The 25,775-nt window shown below is 36.9% G+C and carries 25 protein-coding genes; 24 read left to right on the plus strand and 1 reads right to left on the minus strand.

Translation table 11 applies throughout. The annotated features are described in order from the left end of the window. Window positions 1–19: 19 nt before the first annotated feature. From AHA02nite_RS03075 to AHA02nite_RS03140, 14 genes are all read left to right on the plus strand, one after another. On the plus strand, window positions 20–928 hold the full coding sequence (locus tag AHA02nite_RS03075) for an aspartate carbamoyltransferase catalytic subunit (protein WP_146814282.1): 909 nt from the start codon (window positions 20–22) through the stop codon (window positions 926–928). Next, on the plus strand, window positions 888–2,159 hold the full coding sequence (locus AHA02nite_RS03080; RefSeq protein WP_146814284.1) for a dihydroorotase: 1,272 nt from the start codon (window positions 888–890) through the stop codon (window positions 2,157–2,159). The genes AHA02nite_RS03075 and AHA02nite_RS03080 overlap by 41 nt, the downstream gene beginning before the upstream one ends. Further along, window positions 2,152–3,276, plus strand: coding sequence for a carbamoyl phosphate synthase small subunit (locus AHA02nite_RS03085; RefSeq protein ID WP_146814286.1), 1,125 nt, complete (start codon window positions 2,152–2,154; stop codon window positions 3,274–3,276). The genes AHA02nite_RS03080 and AHA02nite_RS03085 overlap by 8 nt, the downstream gene beginning before the upstream one ends. Beyond that, on the plus strand, window positions 3,243–6,443 hold the full coding sequence (gene carB, locus AHA02nite_RS03090) for a carbamoyl-phosphate synthase large subunit (protein WP_146814288.1): 3,201 nt from the start codon (window positions 3,243–3,245) through the stop codon (window positions 6,441–6,443). Before AHA02nite_RS03085 ends, carB begins: the two co-directional genes overlap by 34 nt. Continuing rightward, complete coding sequence (locus AHA02nite_RS03095; protein WP_146814290.1) at window positions 6,440–7,201, plus strand: dihydroorotate dehydrogenase electron transfer subunit; 762 nt, start codon at window positions 6,440–6,442, stop codon at window positions 7,199–7,201. Before carB ends, AHA02nite_RS03095 begins: the two co-directional genes overlap by 4 nt. Further along, window positions 7,198–8,124, plus strand: coding sequence for a dihydroorotate dehydrogenase (locus AHA02nite_RS03100; RefSeq protein WP_146814292.1), 927 nt, complete (start codon window positions 7,198–7,200; stop codon window positions 8,122–8,124). Before AHA02nite_RS03095 ends, AHA02nite_RS03100 begins: the two co-directional genes overlap by 4 nt. Beyond that, a complete protein-coding gene (gene pyrF, locus AHA02nite_RS03105) occupies window positions 8,097–8,807 on the plus strand; it encodes an orotidine-5'-phosphate decarboxylase (protein WP_146814293.1) in 711 nt (236 codons plus the stop codon). Before AHA02nite_RS03100 ends, pyrF begins: the two co-directional genes overlap by 28 nt. Continuing rightward, on the plus strand, window positions 8,780–9,403 hold the full coding sequence (gene pyrE, locus AHA02nite_RS03110) for an orotate phosphoribosyltransferase (protein WP_146814295.1): 624 nt from the start codon (window positions 8,780–8,782) through the stop codon (window positions 9,401–9,403). Before pyrF ends, pyrE begins: the two co-directional genes overlap by 28 nt. A gap of 269 nt (window positions 9,404–9,672) precedes the next feature. After that, window positions 9,673–10,122: a hypothetical protein gene (locus tag AHA02nite_RS03115; protein WP_218025398.1), complete on the plus strand. Its 450-nt coding sequence runs from the start codon at window positions 9,673–9,675 to the stop codon at window positions 10,120–10,122. 126 nt (window positions 10,123–10,248) lie between these two features. After that, a complete protein-coding gene (locus tag AHA02nite_RS03120) occupies window positions 10,249–10,488 on the plus strand; it encodes a hypothetical protein (protein WP_146814299.1) in 240 nt (79 codons plus the stop codon). Between the two features lie 196 nt (window positions 10,489–10,684). Then, the gene (locus tag AHA02nite_RS03125; RefSeq protein ID WP_146814301.1) at window positions 10,685–11,392 is read left to right on the plus strand and encodes a class I SAM-dependent methyltransferase; all 708 of its coding nucleotides are present in this window, start codon (window positions 10,685–10,687) and stop codon (window positions 11,390–11,392) included. Window positions 11,393–11,498: 106 nt separating this feature from the next. Then, a complete protein-coding gene (locus AHA02nite_RS03130; protein WP_146814303.1) occupies window positions 11,499–12,005 on the plus strand; it encodes a hypothetical protein in 507 nt (168 codons plus the stop codon). A gap of 48 nt (window positions 12,006–12,053) precedes the next feature. Then, entirely contained in the window at window positions 12,054–12,386 is a 333-nt protein-coding gene (locus AHA02nite_RS03135; RefSeq protein WP_146814305.1) for a MazG nucleotide pyrophosphohydrolase domain-containing protein, read from the plus strand. A gap of 75 nt (window positions 12,387–12,461) precedes the next feature. Beyond that, window positions 12,462–12,827: a hypothetical protein gene (locus AHA02nite_RS03140; protein ID WP_146814307.1), complete on the plus strand. Its 366-nt coding sequence runs from the start codon at window positions 12,462–12,464 to the stop codon at window positions 12,825–12,827. 254 nt (window positions 12,828–13,081) lie between these two features. Here the strand turns inward: AHA02nite_RS03140 and AHA02nite_RS03145 are convergent, their stop codons facing one another. Beyond that, window positions 13,082–14,788: an Rqc2 family fibronectin-binding protein gene (locus AHA02nite_RS03145; protein ID WP_146814309.1), complete on the minus strand. Its 1,707-nt coding sequence runs from the start codon at window positions 14,786–14,788 to the stop codon at window positions 13,082–13,084. A 123-nt stretch (window positions 14,789–14,911) separates the two neighbouring features. Between AHA02nite_RS03145 and AHA02nite_RS03150 the strand changes: the two genes are divergently transcribed. The 10 genes from AHA02nite_RS03150 (at window position 14,912) to pknB (ending at window position 25,773) form a co-directional block, all read left to right on the plus strand. Then, window positions 14,912–15,790, plus strand: coding sequence for a YicC/YloC family endoribonuclease (locus AHA02nite_RS03150; RefSeq protein ID WP_218025399.1), 879 nt, complete (start codon window positions 14,912–14,914; stop codon window positions 15,788–15,790). 72 nt (window positions 15,791–15,862) lie between these two features. Next, window positions 15,863–16,123 (plus strand): extracellular matrix/biofilm regulator RemA, encoded by a 261-nt coding sequence (gene remA, locus AHA02nite_RS03155; protein ID WP_017186428.1) that lies wholly within the window; start codon window positions 15,863–15,865, stop codon window positions 16,121–16,123. A gap of 11 nt (window positions 16,124–16,134) precedes the next feature. Next, window positions 16,135–16,755, plus strand: coding sequence for a guanylate kinase (gene gmk, locus AHA02nite_RS03160; RefSeq protein ID WP_146814313.1), 621 nt, complete (start codon window positions 16,135–16,137; stop codon window positions 16,753–16,755). Beyond that, on the plus strand, window positions 16,752–16,952 hold the full coding sequence (rpoZ, locus tag AHA02nite_RS03165; protein WP_146814315.1) for a DNA-directed RNA polymerase subunit omega: 201 nt from the start codon (window positions 16,752–16,754) through the stop codon (window positions 16,950–16,952). The genes gmk and rpoZ overlap by 4 nt, the downstream gene beginning before the upstream one ends. Before the next feature lie 177 nt (window positions 16,953–17,129). Further along, on the plus strand, window positions 17,130–18,335 hold the full coding sequence (coaBC, locus tag AHA02nite_RS03170) for a bifunctional phosphopantothenoylcysteine decarboxylase/phosphopantothenate--cysteine ligase CoaBC (RefSeq protein WP_146814317.1): 1,206 nt from the start codon (window positions 17,130–17,132) through the stop codon (window positions 18,333–18,335). Next, entirely contained in the window at window positions 18,332–20,740 is a 2,409-nt protein-coding gene (priA, locus tag AHA02nite_RS03175; protein ID WP_146814318.1) for a primosomal protein N', read from the plus strand. Before coaBC ends, priA begins: the two co-directional genes overlap by 4 nt. 17 nt (window positions 20,741–20,757) lie before the next feature. Beyond that, window positions 20,758–21,702 carry a methionyl-tRNA formyltransferase gene (gene fmt, locus AHA02nite_RS03180; RefSeq protein WP_146814320.1) on the plus strand — a complete coding sequence of 315 codons (945 nt, stop codon included), beginning with the start codon at window positions 20,758–20,760 and terminating at the stop codon, window positions 21,700–21,702. Further along, the gene (gene rsmB, locus AHA02nite_RS03185) at window positions 21,703–23,046 is read left to right on the plus strand and encodes a 16S rRNA (cytosine(967)-C(5))-methyltransferase RsmB (RefSeq protein WP_146814322.1); all 1,344 of its coding nucleotides are present in this window, start codon (window positions 21,703–21,705) and stop codon (window positions 23,044–23,046) included. Between the two features lie 28 nt (window positions 23,047–23,074). After that, complete coding sequence (locus tag AHA02nite_RS03190; protein WP_146814324.1) at window positions 23,075–23,827, plus strand: Stp1/IreP family PP2C-type Ser/Thr phosphatase; 753 nt, start codon at window positions 23,075–23,077, stop codon at window positions 23,825–23,827. Next, on the plus strand, window positions 23,818–25,773 hold the full coding sequence (gene pknB, locus AHA02nite_RS03195) for a Stk1 family PASTA domain-containing Ser/Thr kinase (protein WP_146814326.1): 1,956 nt from the start codon (window positions 23,818–23,820) through the stop codon (window positions 25,771–25,773). Before AHA02nite_RS03190 ends, pknB begins: the two co-directional genes overlap by 10 nt. Window positions 25,774–25,775 lie beyond the last annotated feature (2 nt).

Here is a 25,775-nt window from a genome sequence, read left to right on the forward strand (position 1 = left end):
AACTTTGAATCTATTTAAAATGGATGATCTAACAAATCGTGATCTTCACGGTTTGTTAGACTTAGCCCAAAAGTTTAAAAATAACGAAATAGATGGAAGTCACTTGAGCGATAAAACAGGAGCGTTATTATTTTATGAACCTTCTACTCGAACGAAGTTAAGTTTTGAAATGGCTTGTCATAAGTTAGGCATACAGTTATTAGCTTTTTCAAAAGAAACATCGAGTGTCACGAAAGGTGAGTCACTTTATGACACGGTGAAAACAATAGAAGCATTAGGTGCGGATTTCGTTGTCATTCGTCATCCTGAAGAGCAGTATTACAAACAGCTAGAAGGCGTGAACATTCCAATCATTAACGGGGGTGACGGGTCTGGTGAACATCCATCACAATGTCTGCTTGATCTTATGACAATTAAAGAACAGTTCAGCAAATTTCAAGATTTAAATGTCACGATCTGTGGTGATATCAAACATAGTCGTGTAGCAAAATCCAATGCACATGCATTAAGCCGCTTAGGAGCCAATGTCCGTTTAGCCGCAAAGGAAGAATGGCAAGATCCTGAACTTCCATATCCTTATGTCACTTTAGATGACGTATTAAGTGATACTGATGTGTTAATGCTTCTACGCGTGCAAGCTGAACGCCATGATGAACAGTCATATGACGAAAACTCATATCTGAAAAAATACGGCTTAACAATGGAAAGAGAATCTTTATTGCCAGAATCTAGTATTATTATGCACCCAGCACCTATTAATAGAGGAGTAGAGATTGATTCGAGTTTAGTCGAAAGTTCTAAATCAAAAATTTTCACCCAAATGGAAAATGGCGTTTATATTAGGCAAGCCATTATATATAACGTACTACATAAAGGGGGAGCTTTATATGAAAACATTAATCAAAAATATCAAGCTACAAGAAACTAATACAAACCTTTTAATAGAAGATGGTTTGATTGCAGGAATTGGTTCAGTAAATGCTGATCAAGTAGATGAGATTATTGATGGTAAAGGACAGCATTTATTCCCAGGTTTCGTTGATCTGCATGTTCATTTCCGTGAGCCAGGTGGTGAAGCGAAAGAAACGATTGAAACAGGTTCAATGGCAGCAGCTCGTGGTGGCTTTACGACAGTTTGTGCTATGCCAAACACACGTCCTGTGCCAGACAACGAAGAAAATTTAGAACGTATTAATTCATTAATTGAGGATCATGCCCACGTTCGTGTATTGCCTTATGCGTCCATTACAACACGCCAATTAGGAAATGAATTAGTCGATTTTGAGACATTGATGAATAAAGGGGCGGTTGCCTTTACTGATGATGGCGTTGGTGTTCAAACAGCAAGTAAGATGTTTGAGGCGATGCAACTATCAGCAAAACTAAACCAACCGATTGTTGCTCATTGTGAAGATAACTCGTTAATTTATGGCGGTGTTATGCACGAGGGCATTAAAAATAAAGAGCTAAACTTACCAGGAATCCCTTCTGTAAGTGAATCCATCCATATTGCACGTGATATTCTGTTAGCTGAAGCGACAGGTTGCCACTATCACGTTTGCCACGTTAGTACGAAAGAATCGGTTCGTGTTATACGCGATGCTAAACGAGCAGGCGTTAACGTTACAGCCGAAGTAACACCACACCATTTACTATTATCAGAGCTCGATATACTAGAGGATGATGCCAATTATAAAATGAATCCGCCACTTCGAGGTGAAGCAGATCGCCAAGCATTAATCGAAGGTTTACTTGATGGCACGATTGACTGTATTGCGACTGACCACGCACCTCATACGCGTGAAGAGAAGGAAAACGGATTTATGCAGTCTCCATTTGGTATTGTCGGCTTAGAAACAGCCTTCCCGTTACTATATACACATTTCGTAAAAAACAATAGATTCACATTAGATCAACTTATTGATTGGTTAACTGTTAAGCCAGCTCAATTGTTTGACTTACCTTATGGCACGTTACAAGTCGGTTCAAAGGCAGACCTTGTACTAGTTGACCTTGATCATGAAGAATCAATTGACACAGCAAACTTTTACTCAAAAGGAACGAACACACCTTTTCAAGATTGGAAAGTAAAAGGAATACCTACTTTAACGATTGTTGATGGAAAAGTAGTTTGGAAAAAGGAGGAGACTTATGTCTAAACGCTATTTGTTATTAGAAGATGGAACTATTTATGAAGGGCGAGCTTTTGGGGCTGAGATCAATGACTATGTTGGTGAAGTCGTGTTCCAAACTGGAATGACTGGATATCAAGAGACGTTGTCAGACCCGTCATATTGCGGTCAAATGGTCGTTATGACTTACCCTTTGATCGGTAATTACGGAATTAATCGTGATGATTTTGAAACGGTGAGACCTGCTTTAAAAGCATTGATTGTGAAAGAGGCAGAAAACTACCCGTCGAATTTCAGAAGTGAAATGTCAATTAGTCAGTTTTTAAGCCAAAAAGGTGTCCCTGGCATCGAAGGAATAGATACACGTAGCTTAGTAAAAAAGATCCGCCGAAGTGGAACGATGAAAGGTATTTTAATAGACGATTTAGCTAATCTCGATCAAGTTATCGATTACGTCAAACAAACAGCACTCCCTAAAGATCAAGTCAGTCAAGTGTCAGCCGCTAAACCATATGTCGTTCCAGGAAGAGGGCTTCGGGTTGTATTAGTAGATTATGGTATGAAGCATGGCATTTTAAGAGAATTAACGGAAAGAGGCTGCCACATCACCGTAGTCCCTTATGATACTACGGCAGATGAAGTGATGCAGCTCCAACCAGACGGCATTATGCTATCAAATGGCCCTGGAGATCCGAAAGACGTACTACAAGGAATCGATTTAGTTGAAGACTTGCTTGGCAAAGTTCCAATCTTCGGCATTTGCTTAGGACATCAACTTATTTCTTTAGCTTGTGGAGCTAATACAGAAAGACTTAAGTTTGGTCACCGTGGTGCCAATCACCCCGTTAAAGTGATTGAAACAGGTGAAGCTTGGATGACTTCACAAAATCATGGCTATACCGTATCAACTGAATCTATTGAACATACAAAACTAAAAGTAACACACCAAGCAATCAATGATGGTTCGGTTGAAGGGGTAGAACATGAAAGTTTGCCGATCTTCTCGGTTCAATTTCACCCAGAAAGCTCACCTGGACCAAGTGATGCCAACGTCTTATTTGATCATTTTTTAAACATGATGAAAGAAAATAAACTAGGAGGGGTTACATCATGCCAAAAAGAACAGATATTCGTAGGATCTTAGTGATTGGATCTGGCCCAATTATTATCGGGCAGGCAGCTGAATTTGATTATTCAGGAACTCAAGCATGCCAAGCATTGAAAGAAGAAGGTTATGAAGTTATTTTAGCCAACTCAAACCCAGCGACTATTATGACAGATGATGCGATCGCTGATGTCGTATATATGGAGCCGTTAACCCCTGAATTTTTATCCAAGATTATTCGCAAAGAACGCCCAGATGCGTTATTAGCAACATTAGGTGGTCAAACAGGTTTAAACTTAGCAACTGAATTAGATCAAAGAGGGGTTCTGCAACAATATAACGTTGAATTACTCGGTACGAATTTAGAAGCAATTGAAAAAGCAGAAGACCGAGAGTTGTTTAGACAGCTTATGATTGATTTAAACGAACCGATTCCTGAAAGTAAGATTGTTAGCACAGTAGATGATGCCGTACAGTTCGCAAATGAAATCGGATATCCAATTATTGTCCGTCCAGCGTACACTTTAGGTGGTACTGGTGGAGGTATGTGTGATGACGAACAGTCACTAAAAGAAACGGTTCAGAATGGGCTAGCTGTATCACCAGCGAATCAATGTTTAATAGAACGTAATATTGCTGGATTTAAAGAAGTTGAGTATGAAGTGATGCGTGACTCTAATGATAACGCGATCGTCGTATGTAACATGGAGAATTTTGACCCAGTCGGTGTCCATACAGGTGATTCAATCGTTGTGGCACCATCACAAACGTTAAGCGATCGTGAGTATCAAATGTTACGTGATGTTTCACTTAAACTAATTCGAGAGCTAAACATTGAAGGTGGCTGTAATGTTCAACTGGCACTAGATCCAAACAGTTTTCAATACTATGTCATTGAAGTAAACCCACGGGTGAGCCGTTCTTCAGCACTAGCTTCTAAAGCAACAGGTTATCCGATTGCTAAGCTAGCAGCGAAGATCTCAGTCGGATTAACGTTAGATGAAATGAAGAACCCTGTAACTGGAAGGACTTATGCTCATTTCGAACCGTCATTAGATTATGTTGTGACTAAGATCCCAAGGTGGCCTTTTGATAAATTCCAAGCCGCTAATCGTACGTTAGGTACACAAATGAAAGCAACTGGTGAAGTGATGGCGATTGGTCGTAATTTTGAAGAATCACTACAAAAAGCCGTACGTTCATTAGAAATCGGTACTCATGAGCTGTATATTCCAAAACTAAGACAATTAGCTAATACTGAACTATTAAAAAGGTTACAAAAAGCAGATGATGAACGACTGTTTTTAATTGCGGAAGCGTTTAGAAGAGAGTTTAAGCTAGAAGAAATTTTTAATTTAACGCAAATTGATTATTGGTTCTTACACAAACTTGAAGATTTAATCAAACTTGAACAGCAACTTAAAACACAACCATGGAATTATGATTTAACAGTTATTGCAAAGCGTTTAGGTTTCTCCGATCAAACGTTAGCAAGGCTTTGGGACACTGAAGAGAAGTTTATATATGATTGGCGATTAGAAGAACACATTAACCCAGTTTACAAAATGGTTGATACGTGTGCAGCAGAATTCGAATCTGAAACACCTTACTTTTATAGCACGTATGAACAAGAAACAGAGTCGTTTGCGTCTAATCGAAAAAAAGTTGTCGTACTAGGTTCTGGTCCGATTAGAATCGGTCAAGGAATTGAGTTTGATTACGCAACGGTACACTCAGTATTAGCATTAAAAGAAGCAGGGTATGAAGCAATTATTATTAACAATAACCCGGAGACGGTGTCAACAGATTTCCATATTTCAGATAAGTTATACTTCGAACCTTTAACAATAGAAGATGTGATGCATGTCATTAATCTAGAACAACCAGAAGGGGTCATTGTTCAATTTGGAGGCCAAACAGCGATTTCACTAGTTGATGATCTAGTTGATCGCGGTGTCGAAATCTTAGGAACTTCAAAAACAGCGATTGATAGCGCAGAAGATCGGGATCAGTTTGAACAGATGTTAGAGAAGCTTAATATCGCAAGACCGAAAGCTAAAATTGCAACAAGTAAAGAAGAGGCAATCGGTTTAGCACGTGAAGTTGGCTATCCAATTTTAGTGCGACCTTCATACGTGTTAGGCGGGCGTGCGATGGAGATCGTATACGAAGAGCGTGACTTAAACCGGTATATGGAAGAAGCGGTTAATGTTCATCCAAATCGACCAGTCTTGATTGATCGCTATTTAGTGGGTCAAGAGTTAGAAGTCGATGCAATTAGTGATGGTGAGACGGTTGTGATCCCAGGCATGATGGAACATATTGAGCGAGCAGGCGTCCACTCGGGTGATTCAATTGCAGTTTATCCGACGCAAAGTATACCAGAATCGGTTAAACAAACATGCGCTCAAATTACAACAGAGATTGCTAAAGAACTAGATGTTAAAGGTCTCATCAATATACAGTTTGTTTATCACGAAGGTGAAGTGTACGTCTTAGAAGTAAATCCACGTTCAAGTAGAACGGTTCCATTTTTAAGTAAAGTAACAGGCGTTACGATGGCAAATTTAGCAACTCAAATCATGTTAGGAAGAACTTTAGCGGATTTAGGTTACCGTTCAGGTTTAGTAGAAGAAGACAGTACAATCTCGGTTAAAGTACCTGTATTCTCATTCGAAAAGTTACGAAGTGTCGATATTACATTAGGGCCTGAAATGAAATCAACTGGCGAAGTAATTGGTCGCGATAACACTTTAGAGAAAGCTCTATACAAAGGTATCATTGCATCAGGACTTAAAGTTCCAACAGAAGGAGCCGTACTTCTTACAGTAGCAGATCAAGATAAACAAGAAATGATTAACCTTGCAAAGCGTTTCCATGCTCTAGGATTCCAGTTATATGCAACGACTGGTTCAGCAAATGTTATCAAGCAACAAGGATTACCAGTTGAAGAAGTGAATAAAATTGCTGATCACGAACGAAATATTTTAAATGTCATTGAAGAAGGAAGAGTCCAGTTTGTCATTAACACTTTATCGAGAGGGAAACAAACTCATACAGATGGTTTTAAGATCCGTCGTGAGGCAGTAGAGCACGGGATTGCATGTTTAACTTCATTAGATACGGCAGAAGCGATTTTAACAGTCATAGAATCAATGAGCTTTTCAGCGAGTCCTATGCCTAAACAAGAGGTTGTGACAGTATGATTCAAGAGCAAATGACAGTTGTTAAAAATAGCTCAATCGCACTTGATACTTTTGAGATGGTTTTAACTAGTAACACAATTCCACAACGAGCGAATTCGGGTCAGTTTATCCATGTTGAAATAGGAGAAGGAAATGAACATATGTTACGAAGACCTATTTCAATCGCTGACTTAGATCAAGAGAATGGTTTAATAACGATTATTTATAAAGTGATGGGTGAAGGAACGAAATGGTTAAGTAAACGTGAGGAATCTAATGTTTTGAACGTTTTAGGACCACTCGGCAATGGTTTTGATTTAGACCATCACGTAGGTGATAACATTTTAATTGTCGGTGGAGGGGTTGGTGTCCCTCCTTTATACCACGTAACGAAGCGTCTATCACAACATAACAACGTCACAGCAGTATTAGGTTTTCAATCAAAAGAAGCTGTGTTTTACGAAAAACAATTTAGTCAATATGCAAAGACTTACATTGCGACTGATGATGGCTCTTACGGTCACTCAGGGTTAGTAACCGATGTGATTAACCAATTAAATGAACCATTTACAACTTTTTATGCATGTGGACCGAATGGCATGTTAAAAGCGGTTCAAAACCAGCTAACATATTTAGAAGGTTATTTATCACTAGAAGAGCGAATGGGCTGTGGGATCGGTGCTTGCTTTGCTTGCGTTTGTGAATACCGCAGTCAGAAAGGTTACGTTAAAATTTGTCAGGATGGTCCTGTATTAAAAGCAAGTGAGGTGTTGTTATGAATTTAGCCGTATCATTAGGGGAACTAGAGCTTAAAAATCCAATTATGCCAGCTTCAGGTTGTTTCGGATTTGGAAAAGAGTTTAGTCAGTTTTACGATTTAAACACACTAGGTGCAATTGCTATTAAAGCTGCTACAGGAGAGGCGCGCTATGGCAACCCGACTCCTCGTGTTGCAGAAACGTCATCAGGCATGCTGAACGCTATTGGGCTACAAAATCCGGGTGTTGATGGCATTATTGAAAATGAACTGCCGTTTCTTGAAAACTATGAAACACCGATTATTGCTAATATTGCTGGTAGTACACTTGAAGAATATGTACACGTTGCTGAGAAAATGGCTAATGAACCAGTTATTAAAGCACTAGAGCTAAATATATCATGCCCTAATGTGAAAGAGGGCGGTGTCCAGTTTGGCACAGACCCTCAATTAGCATATGAAGTGACTTCAGCTGTAAAATCAGTCAGTTCAAAGCCAGTCTTCGTCAAATTATCACCTAATGTGACGAACGTCATTCAAATAGCTGAAGCTGTAGAAAATGCAGGAGCAGACGGGTTGGCTATGATTAATACATTAACGGGAATGCGTCTTGATCTACATAGCCGTCAGCCAGTGATCGCTAATCAAACAGGTGGGCTATCAGGACCAGCTATTAAACCGATTGCGATTAGGATGATCCATGAGGTAAGAAAACAAACAAACCTACCAATTATCGGTATGGGTGGGATCTCAACCGCAGAAGATATAATAGAATTTCTACTTGCAGGAGCCGATGCTGTGGCAGTTGGTACGGCTAATTTTAAAGATCCATTCATTTGTCAAAAGCTTATTAACGAACTTCCCAATACTTTAGAAGACTATCAATTTAATTCAATTCAGGAAGTGAGGGAGTCAAGGTGTCACAATCCGTCTATCTCGCTTTAGATGTTAAGAGTTTACAAGAAGCAAAACAATTGTTAGAAAACAACAACCTGTCAAATATACCAGTAAAAGTCGGTATGCAACTGTTTTACCGTGAAGGTGAACGAGTACTTGCTTATTTAAAAGAACAAGGTCATCCGATCTTTTTAGATTTAAAGTTACACGACATACCGAATACGGTTAAAGAATCGATGAGAAGTTTAGCCCAATATGAGCCTGATCTTATAAATGTTCATGCTGCTGGTGGTATGCGCATGGTTGAAGCGGCTAAAGAAGGCTTAATCGCCGAAAACTGTCATGCCAAATTATTAGCTGTAACGCAATTAACATCTACAGATGAACAAATGTTAAATAAACAGCTACTCATTTCTCAATCAATGGATGAGACGGTCAAACATTATGCATCAATCAGTCAACAAAGTGGCGCTGATGGTGTCGTTTGTTCAGTATTAGAAGTGCCATCTATAAAACAAGCTTGTGGAGAACAATTTCTAGCACTGACACCTGGAATTCGGTTAAGTGAAAGCGAACATGACGATCAAAAACGTGTTGCTACACCTAAATTGGCCCGAAAAAATGGCAGTGACATGATCGTCGTTGGGCGCACTGTTTCGAACGCTTTTAACCCTAAAGAAGCATATGAACAAGTTTTAAAGGAGTGGTCATCATCTTACGTCAAACAATAGCTCAAAGGTTAATCGATATTAATGCTTTAAAAGTTAATGTACAAGAACCATTTACGTGGTCTTCAGGGATACAATCGCCAGTCTACTGTGATAATCGTTTAACGATGTCATATCCAGATGTTAGACAGACAATCGCAAAAGCGTTTGTTAACGAAATTAAAGGTTTAGATGTAGATGTAATAGCAGGTTGTGCAACAGCAGGTATTCCTCATGCTGCCTTTGTATCCGATCAGCTGAATTTACCGATGGTTTATGTACGCAGCAAGGCAAAAGGGCATGGACTTAAAAACATGATCGAAGGTAAAGTTGATCAGAGTGAACGTGTCGTTGTAATTGAAGATTTAATCTCTACTGGTACAAGTGCCATTAAAGCAGCTGAAGCCTTAAGAGAACAAGGATGTCATGTGGTAAAAGTATTATCAATCTTCTCATACGGATTAAATGAAGCTGAGGACAACTTTAAGGAAGCAGGCTTTGAATATGAAAGTCTAGTAACTTTCGATGATGTCGCTTCATTATTAACTACGAATGGAAACATAACAGAAAAAGAACGAGAGCAAGTATTAAATTGGCGCGATGACCTCGTGTTAAGTTAAAAAGAACAACCATTTTAAAGTAGTTCAGTTTAGGAGTACAGGATTGTAATTTGTACCCTTAATTGAACTACTTTTTACATATGAAATTGTTTTTGATAATGTAAGGCTATTTCTAATGCGAATTGTATAAAGAATTGAAAAAATTCCAGGGTGATTAACATTTATATGGTAAAATAAGACAAAGAACGTTTGTTCAACTAACGAAGCAGGTAACTATAAGAAGAAAAGTGATTATGATAGGTGAATTTTTTTATATGAGGGGGAGAGTTGTGAGGTTGAAAAAAGGAATAGGTATATTGATTGGAGTTGTTTTATTGGCTTTGGTGCTTGGTCCTGCGACTTACTCTTATGTAAAAGAGAAGATGTACTATGAAAATCAATTGTTTACAATTATTTCTTTTGCTGAGGTAACTATACTTGATAAATTTATGGAAGATGAAAATTATTACCTAGAATTCACTATTGATAATGAACATTATATTGATAAATATAAAATAAATGATTGTCATCGAATATATCAATTAGCTGATAAGGAATTATATGAGCAGGTTGATTTAAGTCGTACTGATGATTCTATAGGTTTGACCATCGAATCTGAGGTTGATAAAAATAAAGTATCAAACCACGAAATTAGAAATTTTGAATTAGACCCATTTCTTGTACTTTCAAAACAGGAGTATAGTAAATATATTGAAATAGTTGATATTCTCCAACGCTAATATGTTTGTCCATCATTCAACAAACGGGTGGCGATTGTTCAATAAGAACGATTGCTCTTAAACTAACGAAGCAGGTTCCTTTAATAAAGAGAATATCAATTATGAAAAACTAAAGGGGTGTTTGTAGTGATAATAAATATTATTACAGGGATATTAGTCTTGGGAGTTAGTTTATTAGTTTTAGCTGGGTGGTTTATTTTTGACCCTTCATTTCAAACTTTAATATTAGTTCCTATTACGGCAATTCTTTTATGGGTACTAGCTGTTATTGGAGAGAGAAAGATAGTTAAATTTAGAACTGGATTTAGAATTTTACAAATTCTTCTTGCTGCTTTAGCTTTAATTTATTTGATTTATGCTTTGTGATGTATTGTACTTAAAGTAACGGGGGCAAGAGTTTAGCAAGGCGATCAAGAAAATTGGTCGTCTTTTTTATTGGAATAATTGTTGGAATATTATGTTAGCATTGGTGTAGAAGATATTAAACTAACGTGAGCAGTTTAGTTGAAGAAGGGTAAGAGTTTAAAATTAAAAAGAAGTGAATTTATAAGGGATGTGCTATATGAGTAGAGTGGAATTTATCCGTAATGAAGAAAAGAAGTACCATGATTTTTGTTACGAAAACTACAAATTATTTGAAGAAGGCTCATGGCTATATAAACCCGTTAAAACAGTAATGGATTTACTACCACTGTTGGAAGGGAAAACTAATAATATTAAAGTGCTTGATTTAGGTTCAGGAGTGGGTAGAAACAGTATTCCAATTGCACAAGATATAAAAACGAAAAATGGAAAAGTGCTTTGTGTAGATTTATTGGATTCTGCATTAGATAAATTAGAACTGTATAGCAAAGAGTACGGAGTTGAAGAAGTAATTGAAACGAATAAAGCAGATATAGGAAATTACGTTATTCCTAAAAATGAATTTGATTTTATTGTTGCCGTATCAACATTAGAACATGTTGAATCAGAAGATGTATTTGAAAATGTAATTCGCCAAATGGCATTAGGAACAAAAAATGAAGGAATAAACTGTATCATTGTTAATTCAGAAGTAGAAGAAATGGATATTGAAACAAACGAGAAATTAGACGCACTGATGGAAGTAAATATAACAACGGAGAATATGATGAATAAATTAAGTCATATTTATGATGGTTGGGAAGTAGTTAAGCAGTTAGTAAAGCCACTCGAATATAAAATTATTCGTAATGAAAGAGATGTATTATTAAAAACAAATGCTATCACTTTCGTTGTAAGAAAGAAATGATATTTCACTAACGGGGGCGTTAGTTGAAGAAGAACTTTGCTTCTTGATTCACTAACGAAGCAGTTTAATGGTAAAATTAAGAAAAATTAGTAAATGAGGAGGAATTATGAGATACATTCTAATTGTATGTATTGGATTATTTCTAATGACAGCCTGTACAAGCGAAGAAGAATCACCTGAAGAATCGGAGGAGCAAATAGCTAGTTATATATCACCCCCTAGCATTTCCTTTAGTGGAAATGATGCACGCAATCAGCTAATGGCAGATAAACATTGTTGGGCTCCTAGTGGGGAAAAGTGTGAAGTAAGCCCAAGTGATCCAAGTGAAGTTGTACTAGGAATACGAACACGAATCTACCAACCAAGCAAAGAGGTCAACATGAGTTTTCGGTTGGTGGACGATCCAAGAATAGGCAATCCTGATGAAATTAACATTATGTATTATTCAGCATCCGATGAGCTCGTAGAAACTCATAGTGAAACACTGACTTTTGGAGACACATTTCAATTGTTAGAAACGGAGGGGCGTTATAATATAGTTGCTCAACTCATATGGGACGACGAAATTTATGGAGAGTCCTATCAAGTTTTACCAGTGCTTATCAGAGAGTAATGATTACATATCATGCAAAAAATTATAAACTGAGAATTGAGGTCGTATATGAAGCAATTAACATTCCATGATTTACAAAGCTATTTAGAACTAAAGTATAAAGAAGGTAGCTCTTCATCGGCTCTGTTTATGAAACTTGTAGAGGAAATTGGCGAGGTCGCAGAGGTTCTTAACCAGCTAGAAGGTCGAAAAGAAACTTCAAACACTGCTTCTTTAGAGAAAGAGTTAGTTGATGTTATTCATTACACAGTGGCGATTGCTAGCTTAAATGGTATAGATTTAACTGAAACCATTATTAAAAAGGATCAGCAGGCAGCGATTAAATATAATCAGACTCCAAATTTAGAAGAATATTTGATAAGTCATGATCAAGAAATTTAGCATTATAGAGGATACTTAATTAATGTGAAAGCTAAATAAGTGGCATCAATTTATAACCTATAAGGGTGGAAGAATGTGGTTCCTACGTTAGTTGATAGATTATTTTACATTTTCCTAGCAGTTATCGGTGTCCTTAGTTTTGTGGGTGGTCTTTTTAATGCCAAAAATTGGAGGGGGAAAATGAAAAAATATAACGCTATTTCAAGTTTATGTTTAGGAATATTTGTTATCTTATTCTTTATGATGGTAAATGATGTATCTTTCGGTTCATTAGGAAGGATAGCAATAATTTCGATGTGTCTATTTCCATTATTAGGTGCGATTGTGGGGTTAAAAGCAAAAAATAGTTTTGTTAAGTGGATAATTATAATACTTAACTTATTAGCATTTATCACAATAGCATTTCTTCTCCTACTTGGATTTGGAATGGGTGAAGCATAAGCAGTATTCAAGTAACGGATCGTTAGTTGAAGAAGAGATAAATAAAGGTTGGCAAATTGCATTAGTATTTGCACCGCCTTCAATAAATATTGTGGTTTGCAAACAGAGTGCATTTTCCTGTGTTATTAACTATTCAAAAAAACAAACATTGGTAAAAAATGAGCGTTGAAATGTTATGCATTTCAACGCTCATTTTAAATTATTGTTTGTACTCTACACTGAACCATTTACCAAACCTGGTTCGTCAATTTTAGTTATTCATTTACTTTTAATTGATTAATTACTTTTTCATCTGGCGTCACGTAAACAGTTTGTTGATTATCATAAGTGACATAACCAGGTTTAGCACCGTTTGGCTTACGGACATGTTTAATGTTCGTGTAATCAACAGGTACTGATGAAGACATTTTTGCTTTACTATAAAAGGCTGCGATCATCGCTGCTTCTAAGATCGTCTCTTCACTAGGTTCACTTGAACGAATGATGACGTGTGAACCAGGAATGTCTTTCGTGTGTAACCAAATATCTTCTTTGTTAGCCATACGATTTGTAACGAACTCATTCTGTTTATTGTTGCGACCTACAATGATCTCAACACCATCTGAAGATTTATAATAATCAGGTGTAATCCATTTTTGCTTCTTCTTTTTATTTTTGCTTTGTTTTTGTCTAATATAGCCTTCTTCTTGTAATTCTTCGCGAATGTCTTCGATATCTTCTTCACGAGCTTGTTCTAACTGTTGGATTAAGCGTTCTAGGTAGTCAATTTCTTTCTTTGCTTTTTCAATTTCAACAAGTACGACTTCTTTAGATTTTTTAAGCTTTTGATATTGCTTAAAGTAGTGCTGGGCATTTTCACTTGGTGTTTTATTAGGATTTAACTCAAGTGTAATTTCATTTTGGTCAGGGTCATAATAATCCATTACTTTTACTTGTTCATCACCTTGTTTAACAAGGTGCATGTGAGCAGTTAATAATTCACCGTATTTCTGGTAGTCATCAGCTTTTTCTGCTTTTTTTAATGTTGATTGTTGTTTTTTTATTTTGCGCTCATTTTTTGCTTTTTCGTTCTTTAGTAATCTCATTAAATCGTGAGTTTGGTTTTTCACACGGTCGCGCTCAGCTTTGCCTTCATAATAAGCATCAAGCATACCACTAATAGAATCATACGTGGTAACTTCACCTTCAAGCTCGATATCTTGTAATACGTGGAAGTCTTCTTTTTTACCTTTGAAGATCTTCGGCTCATACTCATGGTGTTCAACTTCTTGTTTAAACTGATCATAAATGGCTTCATATTTTTCATTAGAGCCTAAATATGCTTGTTTTGCTAATGAGTTTGTAACAACAGATGAGCAGCCCATAAGCAGACTCATCATTTGCTTTTCAATTTTACCTTGGTTGAAGTCAAGTTTCTTTACGAAATCAACACCATCTAATGATAATGGATGAACTTTACCTTGGTCTGGTGGTGCAATATAAGTCTGTCCAGGTAAGATCGTGCGGTGACGGTTTTGTGCCGGACTTATATGTTTTTGACTATCTAAAATCACTTCACGTTCTGGGTCAACTAATATCGCATTACTATGCTTACCCATTAATTCAATGATTAACGTTTTATTTTGTTCATCACCGATCTCATCTTTACTACGAACAGTGATATGAATAATTCGCTCCATATCGACTTGTTCAATTTTCTCAATAAAACCAGCTGCTAAATATTTACGTAACACCATACAAAACATAGGTGGTTCTTTTGGATTCGTAAACTTTTGGTCTGTTAAGTGAACCCTTGCATAACTTGAATGTGTAGAAATAAGTAAGCTATAGTTCTGTCCTTTATTTCTTACAGTTAAAATTAGTTCACTGTTTGTCGGTTGGTAAATCTTTTGAATACGTCCGCCTTCTAGTTTAGTTAGTTCATTTGTTATGGCTCGAGTTACGATTCCATCAAATGGCATGTCTATCACCTCATCAATATTAAGTATATCACGAATAAAACATTGATTAATAGCCGTTAACAGTTGAAAAACCGATGTCATTAATGCGACAATATAAGACGTAATATGAAAGTTGGTGATGATATGGTTAAGAGTATGACTGGTTATGGACAAGCGACTCAGAAGTTAAATGAACTTCAACTATCAGTAGAAGTCAAAACAGTGAATCATCGATTTTTAGACTTTTCATTTAAAATGCCTAGAGAATTAATGGCACTTGAAGATCGAATGAAAAGTCAAGTAAAGCAGTATTTTGAACGTGGACGTGTCGACATTTTTGTTAATGTTAATGGAAAAACGGAAACGAACCAAGCAATCCACGTTAATTGGCCTCTGTTAAACCAATACATAGATCGTGTTGAAGAAATTAAACAACATAAAAACTTATCAGGCCAATTAGACATTGAACAGCTCTTTCAAATTGAAGATGCTTTCGTTATTGAGGAAGAAGATCATTTTAATTCGGAAGTTGAGCAAGCCATATTGGATGCGTTAGGTGAAGCGCTAAGTCGTGTTGACCGTATGCGCATAGATGAAGGTGAAGCGTTAAAAACTGATGTGTACCAATTCGCTCAAGAAATAGAGCAGTTAACGAAAAGCCTAGACCAGGACAAAGATAAATTCAAGCAAAATTATTATGAAAAAGTAACCAATCGTTTAAATGAATTTGTTGCTGATGCAAATGTTGATGAAAATAGGTTATTACAAGAAATCGCAATTTTAACTGATAAAGGTGATATTACAGAAGAAATCACCCGATTGCTATCTCATGTTGAACAAGTAAAATCGTTGTTACAACAGGATGGATCTATTGGTAGAAGGTTAGATTTTTTAACACAAGAATTACACCGTGAAGCTAATACAATAGGGTCTAAATCGAATGATGTACAGGTGAGTAAGGTAACTGTAGATTTAAAGAGTGTAATAGAGAAAATTAAAGAACAAGTACAAAATATTGAATAATATTTGAGTTTTTGACTATTTTTAGACTATAATAGAGTTATTATTCAAGAATAAAAGTTAGGGGAGAAGAGGATGAATTTAAAATTAATTAATATCGGGTTTGGAAATGTTGTTTCTGCCAATCGCATTATTTCGATTGTGTCACCCGAATCAGCCCCGATCAAACGTATTATCACAGTTGCAAGGGATAATAATAAGTTAGTTGATGCTACATACGGAAGACGAACAAGAGCAGTCATCGTGACTGATAGTGACCACGTTATCTTATCAGCTGTACAACCTGAGACAGTAGGACAACGTGTCGTAAATGAAGATATGAACATAGACAACTAGGAGGAACTGTTGTGAAAGACGAAAAAGGTATTTTATTTATTCTGTCTGGACCGTCTGGTGTCGGAAAGGGCACTGTTAGAAAAGCGTTATTTGAACGTGATCCAGATTTAGCCTATTCGATCTCCGTGACAACAAGGCAAGCGCGTGAAGGCGAACAAAATGGTGTTGACTACTTCTTCAAAACGAAAGATGAAGTAAAAAAGATGATTGAACAAGGTGAATTTATCGAGTATGCTGAATATGTAGGGAATTATTATGGAACACCTAAAGCATACGTAGAACAAACTTTAGAAGAAGGACGCGATGTCTTTTTAGAGATTGAAGTACAGGGAGCTTTACAAGTGAAAGAGAACTTCCCTGAAGGTGTTTTTATCTTTTTATTCCCTCCGAGTTTAGAAGAATTAAAGAACCGTATTATTAGTCGCGGTACTGAAACTGAAGATCTCGTTAGAAATCGCTTATTAGAAGCGAAAAAAGAAATTGAAATGATGGATGCTTACGATTATGTCGTCGTTAATGATGACGTTCATAATGCTGTTGATCGAATTGAATCGATTGTAGTAAGTGAGCATTGTAAACGTGAAAGAATTGCTAGTCAATATAAAAAAGCTTTAGGGAGTGTTGAACTGTGATCTTAGAGCCATCTGTCGATAACTTACTTAATAAGATTGACTCTAAATATGCGATTGTGATTGCATCAGCTAAGCGTGCACGTGAATTGCACGAAGAGAATAATTACATTTTAGATAATCACAAGTCGCCTAAATACGTTGGTCAAGCGTTAGAAGAAATTATGGAAGATAAGCTAACTGTTAGTGGCTACAAGTAAAGTTGATTTATACGCTTGCAGGTTGGTGTTGAATTAGCATTTCAATTCACCACCTAGCGTGATCAATGTCTTGACCGAAAAGAACAACCTGCATGTCAGGTTGTTCTTTTTAATGGGTTATACTTAAACCATATTAGCCGTTTAATTACTAAATTAATGGTTGTTGGAGGAGAAACGATGAATCAACAAAAAAAAGTATTGTTAGGAGTTTCGGGTGGGATCGCAGCTTATAAAGCTTGTGCATTAACGAGCCAATTAGTTCAGCGCGGTTATGATGTAAGAGTAATCATGACTGAAGGTGCAACGCAATTCGTTAGTCCGTTAACGTTTCAAGCGTTATCACGAAACCCAGTATTTACAGATGCATTTGATGAGAAGAATCCTGAGAAAATCGCCCATATTGATTTAGCGGATTGGGCTGATTTTGTTTTATTAGCTCCTGCTACTGCGCACTTATTAGGAAGAGTTGCAAATGGACTTGCAGATGATATGTTAACGACAACTTTACTTGCTACAACAGCCCCGGTATACGTTGCACCAGCTATGAATGTTCATATGTACGATCATCCAGCAGTAAAAGCTAATTTAAAAACGCTAGATGGATATGGATACCGTTTTATCGAACCAGGTGCTGGTTATTTAGCATGTGGTTATGTAGGCAAAGGTCGTTTAGAAGAGCCTGAACGCATTATTGAAGTTATCGAACAAAATGAAGCAGTAGACCAACCATTAAAAGGTAAAAATGTACTGGTGACAGCAGGTCCGACTGTTGAGGTTATTGATGCAGTCCGCTATTTTACAAACCATTCATCAGGCAAAATGGGTTATGCCTTGGCTGAAGTAGCAAAACAATTAGGGGCTAATGTCACGTTAGTAAGTGGTCCAGTTGATTTAGATGAGATTGTCGGTGTAGAAATGGTTCACGTAACGTCAGCTAAAGAAATGTATGACGCGGTAACGACCCGTTTCGAACACCAAGATTTCGTAGTTAAATCTGCAGCCGTTGCTGATTACCGACCTAAAGATACTCAAACAAATAAAATGAAGAAAAAAGACGGTAACTTGTCGATTGAAATGGAACGTACAGATGACATATTAAAAACATTAGGCGAAATGAAACAACATCAATATTTAGTTGGATTTGCTGCGGAAACAGATCACATACTCGAGTACGGTAAAAGCAAACTAGAACGCAAAAACTTAGATGCGATTGCAGTTAACGATATAAGTGAAGACAAACATGGATTTAAATCTGATACTAATGCGGTTCACGTGTTGACGAAAAAAGGGTTAGAACAATCCATTCCATTGAAGACAAAACATGAAATTGCACAAGATCTATGGTCAATTTTTACAGAAGAATTGTTAGGTGAATCGAAGTGAAAGTTGCAAAAGTAGTTGTCGATGTTCCTGTCTCATCGATTGATTCATTGTTTGATTATGAAATTCCTGATGAACTTCTAAGTGTTGTAAAACCAGGGGTGCGAGTGGTAGTACCATTCGGACCTCGTAAAATTATGGGGTTTGTCATTGATATTACTGGAAGTAGCGAATTTGAAAAACTTAAACCGATTCATACTGTGATGGATTATGCACCCGTTTTAACACCAGAGTTATTAAACCTTTCCAAATGGCTACAAGAAGAGACACTATGCTTTAGAGTTTCTGCTTTACAAGCGATGTTACCAGCTGTTTTTAAAGCGAAATATGAAAAAGAAGTATGGTTATTAGCAGATGAAGGTGAGCTGCCATTCGATTGGCAAATCTTGACTCAAGGGCGTGAAGTATTCCCGTTTAATGAGTTAGAAGAGAGTGGTATAAAGGCGAGCCAAATTTCATCACTAGTAAGTGAAGGGTTAATAGAAATTAAATATGTCGTCAAAGGAAAAAATAGAGTAAAGAAAGATACATATATTGAATTAGCACTTGAACAAGTAAAGGTAATAGAAGTTATTGAAGAACTAGGGAAGCAAGCAAAAAGGCAAAAGCAAGTACTAGAGTATTTAATAGATACTAATGGAGAAATCCGATTAAAGCAGTTGATGGATGACTTAGGCGTTACTCGAGCACCGATTAAAACGTTAGAAGATAAAGGTATTATTCGTCTAGTGCAAAAGGAAGTTTACCGTGATCCTCACGCTAACAGTAATGAACGTACGAAACCACTTCCGTTAACGGAACAACAACAACAAGTTATTGAACCTGTTTTATCACGTATTGATGAAAATAAACACGAAATGTTCTTATTACATGGTGTGACGGGAAGTGGAAAAACTGAAGTTTACTTACAATCGATTGACCGCGTTCTACAAGAGGGCAAAGAAGCAATCGTCTTAGTTCCTGAAATCTCTTTAACGCCACAGATGGTTGAACGCTTTAAATCTAGATTTGGCGATGATGTCGCAGTTTTACATAGTGGATTATCAACAGGTGAGAAATATGATGAATGGCGTAAAATTCATCGAAAAGAAGTAAAAGTTGTTGTCGGTGCACGTTCAGCTGTTTTTGCTCCATTTGAAAACCTCGGAATTATTATTATCGATGAAGAACATGAAACAACATACAAACAAGAAGACTATCCGAAATATCATGCGAGAGAAGTGGCTAAGTATCGTGGTCAATACCATAAGTGTCCTGTCATATTAGGAAGTGCAACACCAACGTTAGAAAGTTATGCTAGAGCACAAAAAGGGGTTTATCAACTACTGGAATTGTCAGAACGTGTTAATGAACAGGCGTTACCGCACATGGAAATCGTGGATATGCGTAAAGAATTAGAAAAAGGTAACCGTACGATGTTTTCTGATCCTTTAGTTGAGAAAATTAATGACCGAATTAAGCGCGGTGAACAAGTCGTCTTAATGTTAAATAGAAGAGGGTATTCTACGTTTGTTATGTGTCGCGAATGTGGTGAAACGGTCCAATGTGAACATTGTGATATATCGATGACTTACCACCGTACGAATCATAAATTAAAATGTCACTACTGTAGTGATGAAAAGCCGATGCCAAACCAATGTCCTAAGTGTGAAAGTGAAGCGATCCGTTTTTTCGGTACTGGTACGCAAAAAGTTGAAGAAGCATTGCAACAACAATTTGAACATGCCCGTATTATTCGTATGGACGTTGACACAACAAGCCGTAAAGGTGCACACGAACGACTGCTGAAGAAGTTTGGTAATCAAGAAGCTGATATTTTACTAGGTACACAAATGATTGCTAAAGGATTAGACTTTGAAAATGTAACGTTAGTAGGCGTGATTGCTGCTGATGCGATCTTACATTTACCTGACTTTCGAGCTGCTGAAAAGTCTTTTCAATTATTAACACAAGTCAGTGGACGTGCAGGTAGACATGAGCTTCCTGGAGAAGTCGTCGTTCAAACGTATACACCAGAACATTATACAGTTGAATTAGCTGCACAATATGATTATGAATCTTTCTTTAACCGTGAAATGCAAATAAGAAGGCGGTTTGCTTACCCGCCATACTATTTTTTAGTATTAATTAATATATCTCATGAAAACCATGTTAAAGTAGTTGATGCATCACAGAGGATTGCTAACATGTTAAGTCAACGTCTCGGTGAAAGTGCCTTGTTAATGGGGCCATCACCATCACCGATGTTGAGAATTAAAGACCGTTTTCGATATCAATGTATGATTAAATATAAAAATCGCCAAGATGTCGATGAACCACTAGAGCATGTATTAAACAGTTTCCAAAAAGAAATGAATAAAGAAGAACTGCAATTAACCGTTGATTTTGAACCGTATTACTTTATGTAGAAAAGAAGGGGTATTATATGACAAAACGAATTGTATTTATGGGGACACCTGACTTTAGTGTACCTGTTTTAGAAAGAATTATAGAACAAGGTTATGACGTAGCAGCTGTCGTCACACAACCAGATCGCCCTAAAGGTCGTAAGAAAGTTTTAACACCGTCACCGGTAAAAGAGTGTGCGCTTAAACACGATCTATCAGTATTACAGCCTGAGAAGATTAGACATGATTATCGAAACATACTCGATTACAAGCCGGACCTTATTGTAACAGCTGCTTATGGACAAATTTTACCGAAAGAGATCTTAGAAGAGCCTCCTTTCGGTTGTATAAACGTCCATGCCTCACTGTTACCGAAATTAAGAGGTGGAGCACCGATTCACTATTCGATTTTAGAAGGTCATGATGAAACAGGCGTTACCATTATGTATATGGTTGAAGCCCTAGATGCCGGTGCGATGATTTCAAAAGATCAAGTGAAAATAGAAGAAGCCGATCACGTCGGCACTTTACATGATAAATTATCTGAAGTCGGTGCTAATCTATTAGTCGATACTTTGCCAAAGTTGTTTGCTGGAGATGTTGAAGCAGAAGAACAAAATCATGATGAAGCAACATTTGCTTATAACATTAAGCGTGAGCAAGAGCGAATTGATTGGAACAAATCGCAACAAGAGATTTATAATCATATTAGAGGTTTGCACCCTTGGCCTGTTGCATTTACAACATATCAAGGCCAAACGGTAAAACTATGGTGGGGCGAAAAAGTTAATCAAACGATTGATCAAATTCCAGGGACGATTGTGACAATTGATGACCAAGTAGGAATTTTAGTCGCAACTGGTGATCAAAAGTTGATTAATATAACAGAACTTCAACCAGCAGGAAAGAAACGTATGAAAACAGTCGATTTCCTAAGAGGATCTAAAGATTACTTTGAAATAGGCGAGAAACTAGGTGATTAAATGGCTAAACAACAAACAGTTCGAGAAGTCGCACTAAACTTATTACAACGAGTTAGTCAAAGTGGTGGGTTTAGTCATATTTTAATAAATCAAGCAATCTCAAAACATGAAGTGAAACAAGAAGATAAAGGTTTATTCACAGAGATAGTATATGGCACATTACAACGTCAATTAACGCTAGACTTCTATTTAACTCCATTTGTCGGTAACAAGAAGATGGATCATTGGGTAAGAACATTGCTTAGAATGTCTGTCTATCAAATGGTTTATTTAGAGCGAGTACCTGATCATGCTGTCATTAATGAGGCGGTAACGATTGCGAAGAAGAAAGGCCATAAAGGTATTAGTGGATTTGTAAATGGGGTTTTAAGAAATATTCAGCGAAAAGGTGTCCCATCATTTGATACAATTGAGGACAAAGTTGAGCGCGTATCTATAGAAACGAGTCATCCATATTGGTTAGTATCGCGTTGGGTAGATCAGTATGGTTTTGATGTCACTAAGAAGATGTGTGAGTCAAACATTGAGTCGAAAAAAGTATCAGTTCGAATTCAACCAGAAAAACTGTCAATTGAAGAAGCGGTTGAAAAACTAGAGGTTGAAGGGATTAAGGTTGAAAGATCGCCTCTATCTAATCAAGGGTTAAATATTTTGGAAGGAAACATTTTAAAAAGTGAATTGTTTCCACACGCTCTAACAATTCAAGACGAAACGTCAATGTTAGTATCTGAAATGATTGATGCAAAGCCAAATATGACTGTGTTAGACGCATGTAGTGCTCCCGGTGGTAAGGCGACACACATTGCTGAGAAGATGAATTCACAGGGTGAAATTTATGCCTATGACCTTCATCAATCTAAAGTTAATCTCGTTGAAGAAAAGGCGCGTGATTTAGACTTAACGAATATTCAAGTAAAAGCCTATGACAGTCGCCTTTTATCAGAATTACATGATGAAAGTACGTTTGACCGTATTTTGTTAGATGCTCCATGCACTGGATTAGGTGTGTTAAGAAGTAAGCCAGATATTAAATATAGCAAACAGGAAGAAAATATCGAACAATTAGCCAATATTCAACATGATTTATTGAGGTCAGTTCTTCCTTTATTAAAAGAAAATGGTAAACTAGTATATAGTACATGCACCGTAGATCGTCATGAAAACGAAGAACAAATTAAACAACTATTAAAAGAGTATTCTAACTTACAAGTTGATCCAGCTTTTTTTGAAGAGTTACCGGAATCTTGTCAGCATTTAGAGGGGAAATCTGAATATGGGGTTCAAATTTTCCCGCATGATTTTAAAGCAGATGGATTCTTTATTACTCGTTTAGTATTTAAGTAATTTTTATATAAGTGAGGTGCATGAGAGGATGCATGCTGTATTTAAGACAGATAAGGGGAAAATTCGTGAAGCCAATGAAGACTTTGGTGGCGTATTTTTTAACGAAGACGATCAGTTGTTAGCTATTGTAGCGGACGGTATGGGTGGCCATCAAGCAGGTGATGTAGCTAGTCGACTAGCGGTAGAGCAAATGAAAGGTTACTGGGAAAGTACTAGAGTCTTCACAGATGTTAAAGAATTAGAGGTGTGGTTAGAAACGGTCGTTAAAGAAGTTAATGATGACCTTAAAGACCATGCGCAAAACAACGAAGAGTGCAAAGGAATGGGGACAACGCTTATTGCTGCTGCAGTACTTAATAATGAGATCGTTGTCGCTCATATCGGTGATAGTCGACTGTACCATGTCACTGAAGAAACCATTGAACAGAAAACAACTGACCACTCTTTCGTGAACGAACTCGTCTTACAAGGCCACATCACAAAAGAAGAGGCAGAATCACATCCTAGAAAGAATGTGTTAACACGTGCTTTAGGTACGGAAGAAGAAGTTAACGTCGATACGTTATCTTATGAGTGGCAAAATGACACGTATTGCTTGTTATGTACAGACGGATTGACAAATAAACTGCCAGATGAAGATATACTACATATTGTTAATCGTTCTATGTCCAATGAGGAGAAGGTTGATCAATTATTAGAGGAGGCAAATCAACGCGGCGGTGAAGATAATATTACTGTAGCATTGATTAGCTTAGAATCGGGTGATCAAACATGGACATAGGTAAAGTTTTAAACGAACGTTATAAAGTTATCCAATACATTGGTGGAGGCGGTATGGCCAATGTATATTTAGGTGAAGATTTAATTTTAGGTCGCGAAGTAGCAATAAAGTTATTAAAACTAGAGTACTCTGATCATGAAGAATTCATTGAAAGATTTAACCGAGAGGCAGAATCGGCTATAAGTCTTTCAAATGATCATATCGTTAACATTTTTGATGTCGGTCAAGAAGATGACTTACATTATATGATTATGGAATATGTTGATGGTATGACATTAAAAGAGTATATCCAACATAAAGGCACGGTTTCGACACATGAAGCAGTTCGAATTATGATCCAGTTATCTGATGCAGTTGAACACGCTCATGATAATGGCATTATTCACCGAGACATTAAGCCGCAAAATATTTTGATGGATCATCGTGGTAATGTGAAAATAACTGATTTTGGCATTGCAAGAGCACTGAGTTCTACTTCGTTAACGAAAACGAATGACGTGATGGGTTCTGTTCATTATTTATCCCCTGAACAGGCGAGAGGTGGAACAGCAACACGTAAATCAGACATTTATTCTTTAGGGATTGTTTTATATGAACTGTTGACTGGCCGATTACCATTCTCAGGAGAATCTGCTGTTTCAATAGCATTAAAACATATGCAAACTGAACCACCATTTGTTAGAAGCTTTAACTCTGAGGTTCCACAAAGTCTCGAAAATGTAGTGCTAAAAGCAACAGTTAAAAATCCGATTCATCGTTACGCTACGATAGAAGAGTTAAGAAATAGTTTAGAGACTGTATTTGACCATTCAAGGCTAAATGAAGAGCGTTATAACCCTCCTGAAGAAGAAGGAGAAGATACAAAAGTAATTCCAGCGATCCAACCGAATACATCAAATAACAGTACTAATGAAGAGACAATCGTCCCAACTCAACAAAATGAGAAAAAGAAGTCAAAGAAATGGATTGCGTGGGTATCTTCAATAGTTGGTATATTAATTGCAGCTTTTATTATTGCTTTATTTGTACTGCCAGGAATGTTTATGCCAGAGGATGTCACCATTCCTGAACTAGAAGGGTATACTTATGAAGAGGCATTAATCGAACTATCCAATATAGATTTAGACGTTGAACGTGAATCTGTTTTTAACGATGAAGTAGAAGAAGGATATGTTATTCGAACGAACCCTAGAAGTGGTACGACTGTAAAAGAAGGTTCCACGGTTGCTTTATATACGAGCTTAGGTCAAGAGAAGATCGAATTCGATGATTATGTCGGACAAGATTTTAACGAAACACGAAGGTTACTTGAGTCTCGTGGATATGGACAAGTTCGTGAAATTAGACTTGAAGATGAACGTCCTGAAGGCGAAATTATTAATCAAATTCAACCTGAGCCAGGTGAAGAAATTATTCCAGAAGACACTCGTGTCATTTTTGAAGTAAGTCAAGGGCCACCAAGTATATCGTTACCTTCTTTTAGAGATGATACTTTAGAGCGTGTTCAAAATTTTGCACAGGAAAATGAGTTAATGCTAGAAACAGAAGAAGAACATTCTGATGATATTTCAGAAGGCAGAATAACTAGGCAAGAACCAAGTCAAAATGCTGAGTTAGAACGTGGTGACGAGTTTAAAGTATATGTTTCTAAAGGTGCTGAGCCACAACCAATTACAGAACAAGTTTCGTTCACCGTTACTTATGATGAAGAAATTAATTCTGAAGATGATGAAGAAGAAGAGCCAATAGGACAAGAGGTTCAGATTTTTATAGAGGATCAAAACAATAGTATTAATGAAGTGTTTGAAGAAGATGTCATTTATGAAGATACAATCTATACAGTTGAACTAACGATTGAACCTGATGAAACAGGTGAAGTTCGTGTTACGAAAGAGGGTACACTTTATTATGAAGAAGCAATTCCTTATGAGCCAGGAGAGGATTAATG

The sequence above is a fragment of the Alkalibacillus haloalkaliphilus genome (assembly GCF_007991275.1).
Lineage (GTDB): Bacteria > Bacillota > Bacilli > Bacillales > Alkalibacillaceae > Alkalibacillus > Alkalibacillus haloalkaliphilus.

What these genes read in the sequence shown, in the direction of transcription:
- carB (WP_146814288.1), top strand. Translation starts at nt 3,243, where the DNA reads ATGCCAAAAAGAACAGATATTCGTAGGATCTTAGTGATTGGATCTGGC.
- AHA02nite_RS03145 (WP_146814309.1), bottom strand. Translation starts at nt 14,788, where the DNA reads ATGCCATTTGATGGAATCGTAACTCGAGCCATAACAAATGAACTAACT.
- AHA02nite_RS03080 (WP_146814284.1), top strand. Translation starts at nt 888, where the DNA reads ATGAAAACATTAATCAAAAATATCAAGCTACAAGAAACTAATACAAAC.
- AHA02nite_RS03085 (WP_146814286.1), top strand. Translation starts at nt 2,152, where the DNA reads ATGTCTAAACGCTATTTGTTATTAGAAGATGGAACTATTTATGAAGGG.
- fmt (WP_146814320.1), top strand. Translation starts at nt 20,758, where the DNA reads ATGACAAAACGAATTGTATTTATGGGGACACCTGACTTTAGTGTACCT.
- AHA02nite_RS03190 (WP_146814324.1), top strand. Translation starts at nt 23,075, where the DNA reads ATGCATGCTGTATTTAAGACAGATAAGGGGAAAATTCGTGAAGCCAAT.
- rsmB (WP_146814322.1), top strand. Translation starts at nt 21,703, where the DNA reads ATGGCTAAACAACAAACAGTTCGAGAAGTCGCACTAAACTTATTACAA.
- coaBC (WP_146814317.1), top strand. Translation starts at nt 17,130, where the DNA reads ATGAATCAACAAAAAAAAGTATTGTTAGGAGTTTCGGGTGGGATCGCA.
- remA (WP_017186428.1), top strand. Translation starts at nt 15,863, where the DNA reads ATGAATTTAAAATTAATTAATATCGGGTTTGGAAATGTTGTTTCTGCC.
- AHA02nite_RS03125 (WP_146814301.1), top strand. Translation starts at nt 10,685, where the DNA reads ATGAGTAGAGTGGAATTTATCCGTAATGAAGAAAAGAAGTACCATGAT.
- AHA02nite_RS03150 (WP_218025399.1), top strand. Translation starts at nt 14,912, where the DNA reads ATGGTTAAGAGTATGACTGGTTATGGACAAGCGACTCAGAAGTTAAAT.
- AHA02nite_RS03130 (WP_146814303.1), top strand. Translation starts at nt 11,499, where the DNA reads ATGAGATACATTCTAATTGTATGTATTGGATTATTTCTAATGACAGCC.
- pknB (WP_146814326.1), top strand. Translation starts at nt 23,818, where the DNA reads ATGGACATAGGTAAAGTTTTAAACGAACGTTATAAAGTTATCCAATAC.
- AHA02nite_RS03095 (WP_146814290.1), top strand. Translation starts at nt 6,440, where the DNA reads ATGATTCAAGAGCAAATGACAGTTGTTAAAAATAGCTCAATCGCACTT.
- AHA02nite_RS03075 (WP_146814282.1), top strand. Translation starts at nt 20, where the DNA reads ATGGATGATCTAACAAATCGTGATCTTCACGGTTTGTTAGACTTAGCC.
- AHA02nite_RS03135 (WP_146814305.1), top strand. Translation starts at nt 12,054, where the DNA reads ATGAAGCAATTAACATTCCATGATTTACAAAGCTATTTAGAACTAAAG.
- AHA02nite_RS03100 (WP_146814292.1), top strand. Translation starts at nt 7,198, where the DNA reads ATGAATTTAGCCGTATCATTAGGGGAACTAGAGCTTAAAAATCCAATT.